The 12042-nt window shown below is 66.3% G+C and carries 11 protein-coding genes; 1 reads left to right on the top strand and 10 read right to left on the bottom strand.

All coding sequences use genetic code 11. The annotated features are described in order from the left end of the window. Nucleotides 1–71: 71 nt before the first annotated feature. Nucleotides 72–824: a YoaK family protein gene (locus ACTG4X_RS03630; RefSeq protein WP_440533229.1), complete on the top strand. Its 753-nt coding sequence runs from the start codon at nucleotides 72–74 to the stop codon at nucleotides 822–824. A 1-nt stretch (nucleotide 825) separates the two neighbouring features. On the opposite strand, the gene ACTG4X_RS03625 is transcribed toward ACTG4X_RS03630, so the two are convergent. From ACTG4X_RS03625 to ACTG4X_RS03580, 10 genes are all read right to left on the bottom strand, one after another. After that, nucleotides 826–1596 (bottom strand): 5'-methylthioadenosine/adenosylhomocysteine nucleosidase, encoded by a 771-nt coding sequence (locus ACTG4X_RS03625; protein ID WP_097200473.1) that lies wholly within the window; start codon nucleotides 1594–1596, stop codon nucleotides 826–828. A 3-nt stretch (nucleotides 1597–1599) separates the two neighbouring features. Continuing rightward, the gene (locus ACTG4X_RS03620) at nucleotides 1600–3231 is read right to left on the bottom strand and encodes an ABC transporter substrate-binding protein (protein WP_093076939.1); all 1632 of its coding nucleotides are present in this window, start codon (nucleotides 3229–3231) and stop codon (nucleotides 1600–1602) included. A gap of 35 nt (nucleotides 3232–3266) precedes the next feature. Further along, nucleotides 3267–4304 (bottom strand): dipeptide ABC transporter ATP-binding protein, encoded by a 1038-nt coding sequence (locus ACTG4X_RS03615; protein WP_440533228.1) that lies wholly within the window; start codon nucleotides 4302–4304, stop codon nucleotides 3267–3269. Further along, nucleotides 4301–5326 (bottom strand): ABC transporter ATP-binding protein, encoded by a 1026-nt coding sequence (locus ACTG4X_RS03610; RefSeq protein ID WP_097200475.1) that lies wholly within the window; start codon nucleotides 5324–5326, stop codon nucleotides 4301–4303. Before ACTG4X_RS03610 ends, ACTG4X_RS03615 begins: the two co-directional genes overlap by 4 nt. 17 nt (nucleotides 5327–5343) lie before the next feature. Continuing rightward, nucleotides 5344–6249, bottom strand: coding sequence for an ABC transporter permease subunit (locus ACTG4X_RS03605; protein ID WP_097200476.1), 906 nt, complete (start codon nucleotides 6247–6249; stop codon nucleotides 5344–5346). Nucleotides 6250–6253: 4 nt separating this feature from the next. Next, on the bottom strand, nucleotides 6254–7258 hold the full coding sequence (locus ACTG4X_RS03600; RefSeq protein WP_093053963.1) for an ABC transporter permease subunit: 1005 nt from the start codon (nucleotides 7256–7258) through the stop codon (nucleotides 6254–6256). 63 nt (nucleotides 7259–7321) lie between these two features. Next, nucleotides 7322–9001, bottom strand: a complete 1680-nt coding sequence (locus ACTG4X_RS03595; protein ID WP_097200477.1) for a long-chain-fatty-acid--CoA ligase — start codon at nucleotides 8999–9001, stop codon at nucleotides 7322–7324. Between the two features lie 102 nt (nucleotides 9002–9103). Continuing rightward, the gene (locus ACTG4X_RS03590) at nucleotides 9104–10528 is read right to left on the bottom strand and encodes an NAD(P)(+) transhydrogenase (Re/Si-specific) subunit beta (RefSeq protein ID WP_440533227.1); all 1425 of its coding nucleotides are present in this window, start codon (nucleotides 10526–10528) and stop codon (nucleotides 9104–9106) included. Then, entirely contained in the window at nucleotides 10525–10857 is a 333-nt protein-coding gene (locus tag ACTG4X_RS03585; RefSeq protein ID WP_093053957.1) for an NAD(P) transhydrogenase subunit alpha, read from the bottom strand. Before ACTG4X_RS03585 ends, ACTG4X_RS03590 begins: the two co-directional genes overlap by 4 nt. A 20-nt stretch (nucleotides 10858–10877) precedes the next feature. Further along, nucleotides 10878–12008 carry a Re/Si-specific NAD(P)(+) transhydrogenase subunit alpha gene (locus ACTG4X_RS03580; RefSeq protein WP_093076932.1) on the bottom strand — a complete coding sequence of 377 codons (1131 nt, stop codon included), beginning with the start codon at nucleotides 12006–12008 and terminating at the stop codon, nucleotides 10878–10880. Nucleotides 12009–12042 lie beyond the last annotated feature (34 nt).

Raw genomic sequence — 12042 nt, 5'->3', positions numbered from 1 at the left:
GTACAGGGCGCCGCAAGGGGCGCCGGGTGCTAGAGTGGCTGCCGGCCCAGCGCCGCCCCCCGGAGAGCCCCGTGCGCAGACTTCGTTTCCTCACCAACCGCCATCGCGCGCCGTCGACCAACACCGCGCTCGGCCTGCTGCTGGCCTTCAATGCCGGGGCCGTCAACGCGGGCGGGTTTCTCGTGCTGCACATGTACACCTCGCACATGACCGGCTTTGCGTCGCAGCTCGCGGACGGCATGGTGCTGGGCAACGCCACGCTGCTGCTGAACGCGCTGGGCGCGATCCTGGCGTTCCTGAGCGGCGCCGCGGTGTGCGCGGTGCTGGTGAACTGGGCGCGGCAGCACCGGCTGCACGGCGTCTATGCGCTGCCTCTGCTGCTGGAAGCCGCGCTGATGTTTCCGTTCGGACTCGCGGGTGCCATCACGCTGACCTGGGCAACGCCATTCGCAGTGCCGCTCACGGTGCTGCTGCTGTCGTTCATCATGGGCCTGCAGAACGCCGTGGCGTCGAAGACCTCGGGTGGCAGCACGCGCACCACCCACATGACCGGCAACATCACCGACATGGGGATCGAGCTGGGCAAGATGCTCTACTGGAACCGGCGCATGCCGTCGACACCCCTGCCGGTGCGCCACGACCGCAGCAGGTTGCGCCGCTGCGGCGGGCTGGTCGGCATGTTCGTGCTTGGGGGAACGGTGGGCGCGCTCGGCTTCAAGCACGTGGGGTTCGTCTGCGTCGTGCCGCTGGCCGCCCTGCTGCTGGTGCTGTCGATCCCGCCCCTGCTTCGCGACCTTCCGCATTGGCGGCGGGCCACGCCTTAGCTCAAGCCCTTTTCGCGTCCCGACCGGCCAGCCACGCGTTCACGAGCGCGAGGCTGTAGCGACTCGCGACCTCGGCCACGAACCGTGCGAAGTCGCCATGCGCCTCGTCGTCCGCGCGATCCGAGATCGTCCGCATGGCCGCGAATGGCACGCCGTAGCCGTGACACACCTGCGCCACCGCAGCGCCTTCCATCTCGACCGCGAGTGCGTCGGGCAAGCTGAGGCGCAGCGCTTCGCTTTCGGCGGCGGTCGAGACGAAGCGATCTCCGCTCACCAGCAAGCCGCGATGCACCTTCGGCGACTGAAGGTCGAACTCGTCGACAGCCTCTTGCCCCACCAGAGCCACCGGATCACGCAGCGTCACTTCGGCCACACCCGCCAATGCGTCGCTGATCGCAGCATCGGCCGTGAAGCGCGAAAGGCCCAGCAGCGGCACTTCGTATTTCGGAAAGATGGGCGAGGCATCGAGGTCGTGCTGCAGCAACTGCGTGGCAACGACCACGTCGCCGACATTCACCCCCGGCGCGAGTCCGCCCGCGACGCCGGTGAAGACGATGGCCCCGACGGCAAATCGCTCGAGCAGCATCGTGGCCGTGACCGCCGCCGCAACCTTGCCGATGCGCGACAGCACCGCGACCACAGGCTGGCCATGCAGATGGCCGACCCAGAAGTCGCGCCCGGCGATGCGCACGCGCTGCTCGTCGGGCATCTGCGCGAGGAGCGCACTCAGCTCCTCGTGCATTGCCGCGACGATGGCGATGGGCGCGGCCACCTGTTACTTGATGTCCACGCCGTAGAAGGTGTGGCGCCCGAACGGGCTGAGCTTGAAGTCGACCACTTCCTTGCGTACCGGCTTCAGCTGCACCGCATGCGCAATCGTGAACCACGGCGCCTGCTCCTTGAAGATCAGCTGGGCCTTCTTGTAGAGCGCGTCGCGGTCGGCCTGCTTGGTCGTGCTCTTGGCCTTCACCACGAGGTCTTCATACGGCTGGTAGCAGAACTTCGAGATGTTGCTGCCGCTGGCCGACTTGGCCGAGGCGCAGCCCAGCAGCGTGTACATGAAGTTGTCCGGGTCGCCGTTGTCGCCGGTCCAGCCCAGCATGCCCATCTGGTGCTCGCCGGCCTGCAGGCGCTTGCGGTACTCGCCCCACTCGAAGCTCTTGATCTCAGCCTTGACGTTGATCTTGGCGAGGTCTGCCTGCATCAGCTCGGCAATGCGCTTGGCGTTCGGGTTGTACGGGCGCTGCACCGGCATGGCCCACAGGTCGGTCGAGAAGCCGTCGGGGAAGCCGGCCTGCGCCAGCAGCTTCTTGGCGGCTTCGGGATCGTACGGGTCGTCCTTCACGGCATCGTTGTAGGACCACATGGTCGGCGGAATCGGGTTCTTCGCGGCCACGCCGGTCGAGAGGTACACGCCGTCGATGATGGCCTTCTTGTTGATGGCCATGTTGATGGCCTTGCGAACGCGCACGTCGTCGAAGGGCTTCTTCGTGGTGTTATACGAGAGGTAGCCGACGTTCAGGCCGGGCTGCTCCAGCAGCTGCACGTTCGGGTCCTTGCGGATCGCGTCGAGGTCGGCCGGGTTCGGGTAGGGCATGACGTGGCATTCGCCCTTTTGCAGCTTGGCCCAGCGCACCGAGGCATCGGGCGTGATGGCGAACACGAGGTCGTCGATCTTCGCCTTGCCGCCCCAGTACTGCGGGAAGGCCTTGAAGCGGATGATCGCGTCCTTCTGGTACTGCACGAGGTAGAAGGGGCCGGTGCCGATCGGGTCCTGGTCGACCTTCTCGGGCGTGCCGGCCTTCAGCATGGCAATGGCGTACTCCTTCGACTGGATGCCCGCGTACTGCATGGCCAGGTTCGCGAGGAACGGCGCCTCGGGCTGGTTGAGCACGATCTTCACCGTGTAGTCGTCGATGCGGTCCACCGTCTTCAGCAGCTTGGGCATGCCCATGTCGTTGAAGTAGGAGTGGTTCTGGCTCGTGACCTTGAAGAAGGGATCGCTCTCCTTCCACTGGCGCTCGAGCATGAAGATGAAGTCGTCGGCGTTGAAGTCGCGCGTGGGCTTGAAGCTCTTGCTCGTGGTGTGCCACTTCACGCCCTTGCGCAGGTGGAAGGTGTAGACCGTGCCGTCGGCGGAGATGTCCCACTTCTCGGCCAGGCCCGGCACGACCTTGGTGCCGCCGCGCTCGAACTCGACGATGGTGTTGTAGACCTGCGTGGTCACGTCGAACGAGGTGCCGGTGGTGTTCATCCCCGGGTAGAAGTTCTCGGGGCTGCCTTCCGAGCAATACACCAGCGTCTTGGCAGACACTGCGCCACAGGCCAGGGTAAGGGCCGCAAGCGCTGTCGGTGCCAGGAGCGCCAGGCTTCGTGAGCGGCGCGAAACGGTGGGCTGGGTCTTCATGTGGACTCCTTGAGACACGGTTGAAAAAGCGAACGTTAAGGGTTCGTCGCCATCGCGATGGCGGCGGAGGGAACATCGGCGCGCACGAGCGGCGCACCGTCGAGGAACTTCTCGGAGAAGTGGCAAGCCACCAGCCGCTCGTCGAGCATGCGCAGCAGCGGCCGCTCTTCGTGGCAGCGCGGCGCCACGTGCGGGCAGCGCGTGCTGAACACGCAGCCCGAAGGCGGATTCAGCGGCGACGGCAGCTCGCCCTTGAGCACGATGCGCTGACTGCTCAGGCCCGGTGTCGAGGCCAGCAGCGCCTGCGTGTACGGATGCAGCGGCCGCGCGAAGATGCGCGACTTGGGGCCCTGCTCCACCGCATGGCCGAGGTACATCACGAGCACGTCGTGCGCAATGTGCCGCACCACGCCGAGGTCGTGCGAGATGAAGAGGTACGCCAGGCCGAGTTCGGCCTGCAGGTCGGCCAGCAGGTTCAGCACCTGCGCCTGGATCGACACGTCGAGCGCCGACACCGGCTCGTCGGCCACCAGCAGGCGCGGGCTCAGCATCAGCGCGCGCGCAATGGCAATGCGCTGGCGCTGGCCACCCGAGAACATGTGCGGATAGCGGTTGGCGTACTCGGGCCGCAGGCCCACGCGCGCGAGCATGTCGCGGGCCTTGGCAGCGCGCTCCGACTTGCCCATGGTGGTGTTGATGGCCAGCGGATCTTCGAGCACCGTCGAGATCTTCTTGCGCGGATTGAGCGAGCCGTAGGGGTTCTGGAACACCAGCTGCACAGCCTGGCGCAGCTCGTGCTTGCGCTCTGGCGGCGGGTTCACCGCATCGGCGCCGACCAGCGTGAGCTGGCCTGCCGTGGGCTTTTCGATCAGCGCGACCATGCGCGCCAGGGTCGACTTGCCGCAGCCCGATTCGCCGACCACGGCCAGCGTGCGCCCGCGCTCGATGCGAAACGAGATGTCGCCCACCGCGCGCAGATGCGACGGCGCGCGGAACAGGCCGCGGCGGATGTCGTAGGTGCGCTGGAGGTTGTTCGCCTCGACAACCACTTCAGTCGATGCACTCTCGCTCATGACAGCACCTCGGCCGCTTGCTGCTTCGGCGGATCGCTCTCTATGGCCGCCCTGCGCCCCGGCTCGCCGAGCGGAAAGTGGCAGCGCACCTCGGCGCTCTGCCACTCGCGCAGCGCGGGCCGCACCTGGCAGGCACGCTCGGTCACGTAGCTGCAGCGCGGCGCGAACAGGCAGCCTGCGGGCCTGTCGTGCACGCCGGGCACCACGCCGCTGATGGTGGCGAGCCGGCCCTCGGGCGCGGCGCGCTCGGGCAGCGCAGCAAGCAGCGCCTCGGTGTACGGATGCTGCGGCGACGCGAAGAGCCGGTCGACGCGCTGGTGTTCCATCACCTGCCCCGCGTACATCACGGCAATGCGCTGCGCCATTTCGCTGACCACGCCCATGTTGTGCGTGATGAGCACCAGCGCCATGCCGCGCTCCTTCTGCAAATCGCGCAGCAGGTCGAGGATCTGCGCCTGGATGGTCACGTCGAGCGCGGTGGTCGGCTCGTCGGCGATCAGCAGGCGCGGGTTGCAGGCGATGGCCATGGCGATCATCACGCGCTGGTTCATGCCGCCCGAGAGCTGGTGCGGATAGCTGCCCAGGCGCGACGACGCGGCCGGGATGCCCACCTGCTCGAGCAGCTCGGTCGCGCGCTTCTTCGCCTCGCGCTTGTCGAGCTTCAGGTGCAGTCGCAGCGTCTCCATCAGCTGGAAGCCGATGGTGAAGCAGGGGTTGAGGCTGGTGGTCGGCTCCTGGAAGATCATCGCGACCTCCTTGCCGACCAGCGCGCGGCGCGCCTTGTCGGAAATGCCGAGCAGTTCCTTGCCCGCAAAGCGCATGTGGTCCGCACGCACGCGGCCCGGAAAGCCGACAAGGCCCATCAGCGCCATCATGGTGACACTCTTGCCCGAGCCCGATTCGCCGACGATGCCGAGCACCTCGCCTTCCTCGAGCGTGAGGCTCACGCCGTCGACCGCATGCAGCACGCCGCCCTGCGTGGGGAACTCGACGTGCAGATCTTTGATTTCAAGCAAAGGCATCTGTTCTTTCCTTTGCTTCAGCGCTTGAGCTTCGGGTCGAGTGCATCACGCAGACCGTCGCCCAGAAGATTGAAAGCCAGCACCGCCGCGAGGATCGCCATGCCCGGGAAGGTGACGACCCACCACGCGCGCAGCACGAACTCGCGCGCATCGGCCAGCATGGTTCCCCACTCGGGCGAAGGCGGCTGCGCGCCGAGCCCGAGGAAGCCGAGCGCCGCCGCATCGAGGATGGCGGTCGAGATGCCGAGCGAGGCCTGCACGATCAGCGGCGCGGCGCAGTTGGGCAGCACCTCGCTGAACATCAGGCGCAGCGTGCCGGCGCCGCTCACGCGCGCGGCGGTCACGTAGTCGCGCGAGACCTCGGCGATGACGGCGGCGCGCGTGATGCGCACATAGTGCGGCAGCACGACAATGGCCACCGCGAGCATCGCGTTGACCAGCCCCGGCCCGAGGATCGCGACGATCACGATGGCCAGCAGCAGGCTCGGCAGCGTGAGCACGATGTCCATCAGCCGCATGATCGCGATCTCGAGCACGCCGCGGAAGAAGCCCGCGATCAGCCCGAGCACCACGCCCACGACCACCGACAGCGCCACCACCGCGACGCCGATCGACAGCGACAGCCGCGCGCCGTACATCAGCCGCGAAAGAATGTCGCGCCCGATCGCGTCGGTGCCCAGCAGGTAGCTGACGGAGCCGCCCTGCTGCCACACCGGCGGCTGCAGGAAGACGGCGCTGTTGGTTTCGTTCGGCGCGTGCGGTGCGATCCACGGCGCGAACAGCGCAACCAGCAGCAGGAAGACGATGGTGGCAAGCCCGATGACCGCGCCGCGGTTGGCCGAGAACGCCGTCCAGAACTCGCGCCACGGACCGGGAGGGGCGGTGCTTTTCGCACCGGTGGAAATGGTTTGTGTCGAGGCCATGAGCTCAGCGCCGGATGCGGGGATTGATGACGCCGTAAGCCACGTCGACGAGCAGGTTGACCAGCATCACGATGCCGCCGAGCAGCAGCATGCCGCCCTGCAGCACCGGATAGTCGCGCCGGCCGATGGCCTCGATGAGCCACTTGCCGACACCGGGCCAGGAGAAGATGGTCTCGGTGAGGATCGCGCCCGTGAAGAGCACGCCCACCTGCAGCCCGATGACGGTGACGACCGGGATCAACGCATTGCGCAGCGCATGCAGCCCCACCACGCGAAAGCGCGACAGGCCCTTGGCGCGCGCGGTGCGGATGTAGTCCTCGCCCAGCACTTCGAGCATGGCCGAGCGCGTCATGCGCGCAATGACCGCAAGGGGCACCGTGCCGAGCACGATGGCCGGCAAGATGAGGTGATGCAGCGCCGACCAGAAGGCATCGACGTCGCCGGCACGCAGCGAGTCGATCAGCAGGAAGCCGGTGTCGGGCTCGATGTAGTACTGCACCGCGATGCGCCCCGACACGGGCGTCCATCCGAGCTGCACCGAAAAGAACAGGATGAGCAGCAGCCCCCACCAGAAGATCGGCATCGAATAGCCGGTGAGCGATGTGGCCATCACGCCGTGGTCGAAGATGGAATTGCGCCGCACCGCCGCGAGAATGCCGGCCGGCAACCCCAGCAGCAGCGCGAAAAGAATGGCGCAGACCGCAAGCTCGACAGTGGCCGGGAAGAGCGCGAGGAACTCGCTCATCACCGTGTCCTGCGTGATGAGCGACTTGCCGAGATCGCCGTGCAGCACGCGGCCGATGTAGATGCCGTACTGCACGATCACCGGCTTGTCGAAGCCGTAGGCGGTGCGCAGTTCGGCATGGCGCGCGGGGTCGATCCCGCGCTCGCCGGCCATGGTTTCAATGGGGTCGCCCGGCACGAGCCGGATGAGAAAGAAGGCGAGCAGTGTCATGCCGATGAAGGTCGGCACCAGCAGGCTCACACGGGTCAGTAGGAATCGAAACATCGACCCGCGAATATGCAAGATCGATGCCGTGGCCCTACCCGGGCCGAACCCTTACTTCAGCGCTTACTTCTTGGCGTCGCGCAGCTCGCGGCGAAGGATCTTGCCGACCGGCGTCTTCGGCATGTCGCTACGAAACTCTACGATTCGCGGCTGCTTGTAACCCGTAAGGTTTGCTCTGCAGTATTCGCGCACCTGCGCCTCGGTGAGCGAAGGGTCTTTCTTCACGATCACGAGCTTCACGGCTTCGCCGGTCTTGTCGTCGGGCACGCCGACCGCCGCGCATTCGAGCACACCCGGAATCAGTGCAACCACGTCTTCGATCTCGTTCGGGTACACGTTGAAGCCCGACACCAGGATCATGTCCTTCTTGCGGTCGACCACCTTGAAGTAGCCGCGCTCGTCGACCACGCCGATGTCGCCGCTCTTGAAGTAGCCGTCGGGCGTCATGACCTTGGCGGTCTCGTCGGGGCGCTGCCAGTAGCCGGCCATCACCTGCGGGCCCTTGATGGCGATCTCGCCGCGCTCGCCGGTCGGCACTTCGTTGCCGTCGTCGTCGAGCAGCTTGAGCCAGGTGCTCGGCAGCGGCAGGCCGATGGTGCCGGTGTAGGCGGTGCTGTTGGTCGGGTTGCAGGTGGTGGACGGCGAGGTTTCCGACAGGCCGTAGCCTTCGCAGATCGGGCAGCCGGTTTTCTCGAGCCAGAGCTTCGCGACCGCGGCCTGCACCGCCATGCCGCCGCCGACCGAGACCTTGAGGTTCTTCCAGTTGACGGTGTTGAAGTCGGGGTGGTTCGCCAGCCCGTTGAACAGCGTGTTGACGGCCGGGAAGCTGTGGATGGTGTGCTTCGACAGTTCCTTCAGCACGCCGGGAATGTCGCGCGGATTCGGAATCAGGATCAGCTTGCCGCCCGTGCGCATGTTCAGCATCATGCCGACCGTGAACGCGAAGATGTGATACAGCGGCAGCGCGCACACGCTGGTGGGCTGCTCGTTGGCCGGCACCTTGTTCATGACCGGCTCGTTCCAGGCCTCGGACTGCAGCACGTTGGCGATCACGTTGCGATGCAGCAGCACCGCGCCCTTCGACACGCCGGTGGTGCCACCCGTGTACTGCAGCACCGCCACGTCGTCGGGGCCGATGGCCACGGGCTTGAGCGATGCGCTCGCGCCCTTGTCGAGCGCGTCGTTGAAGCGCACCGCGCCCGGCAGGTTGAACTGGGGCACCATCTTCTTGACGTTGCGCACCACGTAGTTGACAAGCGCGCCCTTCAGGAAACCGAGGCGGTCGCCCATGGAAGCCAGCACGATGTGCTTGACCGGCGTGGCCCCGATGCATTGCTGCAGCGTGGTGCCAAAGTTCTCCATGATGATGATCGCCTTCGCGCCGGAGTCCTTGAGCTGGTGCTCGAGTTCGCGCGGCGTGTACAGCGGGTTCACGTTGACCAGGATCAGCCCGGCGCGCAGGATGCCCGCGACCGAGATCGGGTACTGCGGGCAGTTGGGCATCATGACCGCCACGCGGTCGCCCTTGGCGAGGCCCAGGCCCTGCAGGTAGCCCGCGAAGGCCTTGCTCTGCCTGTCGGTTTCCGCGTAGCTGATGTCCTTGCCCATGAAGCTGTAGGCCGTGCGGTCTGCGTACTTCGTGAAGCTCTCTTCCATGAGCGCGACCAGCGAGGGGTACTGCGAGGCATCGATATCGGCGGGCACACCCTGCGGGTAGCTGCTGAGCCAGGGACGATCGGTCATTGGATTTGTCTCCTCCGGGAAGTCGGACTTGTTGAAAACGAAAACGGCGCTCGAAGTGGCGCCGCGAAGAACTCGCCCGCCGTGCGGGCAGGGACCTTCGGCCTATTCGATGGCCTTGCCCATATCTTCCACTACTTTTTTGGCATCGCCAAAGACCATCATGGTCTTGTCCATGTAGAAGAGCTCGTTGTCCAGACCGGCATAACCGGCGGCCATGGAGCGCTTGTTCACGATGACGGTCTTGGCCTTGTAGGCCTCCAGGATCGGCATGCCGTAGATCGGGCTGCCCTTGGTGTGCGCGGCGGGGTTCACCACGTCGTTGGCGCCCAGGATGATCGCCACGTCGGCCTGGCCGAACTCGCCGTTGATGTCTTCCATCTCGAACACCTGGTCGTAGGGCACTTCGGCCTCCGCCAGCAGCACGTTCATGTGGCCGGGCATGCGGCCCGCCACCGGGTGGATCGCGTACTTCACGGTGATGCCCTTCTCGGTGAGCTTGGCCGCGAGTTCCTTCACCGCATGCTGCGCGCGTGCGACTGCAAGGCCGTAGCCCGGCACGATCACCACCGTCTCGGCATTGCCGAGCACGAAGGCCGCATCGTCGGCACTGCCGGTCTTCACCGGGCGCTGCTCCTTGGCCGCGCCGCCGGCCGTGGCCGCCTCGCCGCCGAAGCCGCCCAGGATCACGTTGAAGAACGAGCGGTTCATGGCCTTGCACATGATGTAGCTCAGGATCGCACCCGAGGAGCCCACCAGCGAACCGGCCACGATCAGCATGGCGTTGTTCAGGCTGAAGCCGATGCCCGCGGCCGCCCAGCCCGAGTAGCTGTTGAGCATCGACACCACCACCGGCATGTCGGCGCCGCCGATCGGGATGATGATGAGCACGCCCATCACGAAGGCCAGCGCCAGCATCGCGAAGAAGGCCGGCCAGCTTTCGGTGAAGACGAACACCAGGCCCAGGCCGATGGTGGCCAGGCCCAGCACGAGGTTCAGCATGTGCTGGCCCGCGAACTGCACCGGCGCGCCCTGGAACAGGCGGAACTTGTACTTGCCCGAGAGCTTGCCGAAGGCGATGACCGAGCCGCTGAAGGTGACGGCGCCGATGGCCGCTCCCAGGAACAGTTCGAGCCGGTTGCCGCCCGGGATCGGGTCGCCCTTGATCGCGATGCCGAAGGCATGCGGCTCGGCCACTGCGGCCACCGCGATGAACACCGCGGCCAGGCCGATCATGCTGTGCATGAAGGCGACCAGCTCGGGCATCTTGGTCATCTCGACCTTGTTGGCCATGTAGGCGCCGAGGCCGCCGCCGAGCACCAGCGCGACCAGCACGTAGCTCAGCCCGTTGAGGTTGCCGCTGGCGAGCTTGTAGATCAGCGCGCCGGTGGTCAGCACGGCGATTGCCATGCCGGTCATGCCGAAGATGTTGCCGCGGATCGAGGTGGTCGGATGGCTCAGGCCCTTGAGGGCCTGGATGAAGCAGATGCTGGCAACGAGGTACAGCAGCGTGACGAGGTTCATGCTCACTTGGCGGCTCCCTCTTCAGCCTTCGGTGCGACGGCCTTCTTTTCTTTCTTCTTGAACATCTCCAGCATCCGCCGCGTGACGAGGAAGCCGCCGAAGACGTTCACCGCGGCCAGCGCCACGGCCAGCACGCCCATGGTCTTGCCCAGCGGCGTGTCGGTGAGTGCGGCCGCCAGCATGGCGCCCACGATCACGATGGCCGAGATGGCGTTGGTCACTGCCATCAGCGGCGTATGCAGCGCAGGCGTGACGGTCCACACGACGTGGTAGCCGACGTAGATGGCCAGCACGAAGATGATCAGGTTGATGACTGTGTGCGAAACGATGTCCATGTTCTTCTCCTCGGCGGGCGTTATTTCTTCGTGACCTGGCCGTCTTGCGTGACGCGGCAGGCGGCGACGATGTCGTCCTCGAGGTCGATCTTCAGCGCGCCCTCCTTGGTGACGATGAGCTTGAGAAAGTCGAGCACGTTGCGCGCGTAGAGCGCCGAGGCATCGGCCGCCACGAGCGCCGCGAGGTTGGTTTCGCCGACGATGGTCACGCCGTGCTTCACCACCGTCCTGTCGGCTTCCGACAGCGGGCAGTTGCCGCCCACGCCGCCCGCGCCCTTGCCTGCGGCGATGTCGACGATGACGGAACCCGGCTTCATCGACTTGACCATGTCCTCGGTGATGAGGGTCGGCGCGGCGCGGCCCGGAATGAGGGCAGTGCTGATGACGACGTCGGCCAGCGCCACGCGCTTGGCGACTTCGACCTGCTGGCGCGCGAGCCAGCTTGGAGGCATCGGCTTGGCATAGCCGCCGACGCCGACCGCGGCTTCTTTTTCTTCATCGGTGTCGTACGAAACTTCGATGAACTTGCCGCCCAGCGATTCGATCTGCTCCTTGACGCTGGGGCGCACGTCGGACGCCTCGATGACGGCGCCCAGGCGCTTGGCCGTGGCAATGGCCTGCAGGCCCGCCACGCCCACGCCGAGGATGACGACGCGCGCGGCCTTCACCGTGCCGGCCGCCGTCATGAGCATCGGGAAGAAGCGCTGGTACTTGTCGGCCGCGATCATCACGGCCTTGTAGCCGGCGATGTTGGCCTGCGAGGAAAGCACGTCCATGCTCTGGGCACGGGTGGTGCGCGGCGCGGCTTCGAGCGCGAAGCCGACGACGCCTGCAGCCGCCAGGCGCTGCAGGCCGGCCGCGTCGAAGGGATTGAGCATGCCGATGACGACGGCGCCGGACTTCAGCAGCGCGGTTTCGGCATCGGTGGGCGTGCGCACCTTGAGCACCATGTCGGCGGAGAAGGCCCCAGCCTGGTCGGTGATCTCGGCGCCTGCGGCCTGGTACGCGGCATCGGTGACGCTGGCTGCAACGCCGGCCCCCGACTGCACCCGTATGGAGTGCCCTGAAGCGACCAGTTTTTTCACCGTCTCAGGTGTAACAGCCACGCGGGTTTCGCCAGCCAGTGTCTCGGCGGGCACGCCTATCAGCATAGAGATCTCCTCAGAGCAAGGGGGCACAGGGAAT

Source organism: Variovorax sp. YR566, assembly GCF_051992195.1.
Classification (GTDB): domain Bacteria; phylum Pseudomonadota; class Gammaproteobacteria; order Burkholderiales; family Burkholderiaceae_C; genus Variovorax.
The sequence above is the reverse complement of the archived record's forward strand: the minus strand, read 5'-3'. Positions and strand labels throughout refer to the sequence as shown.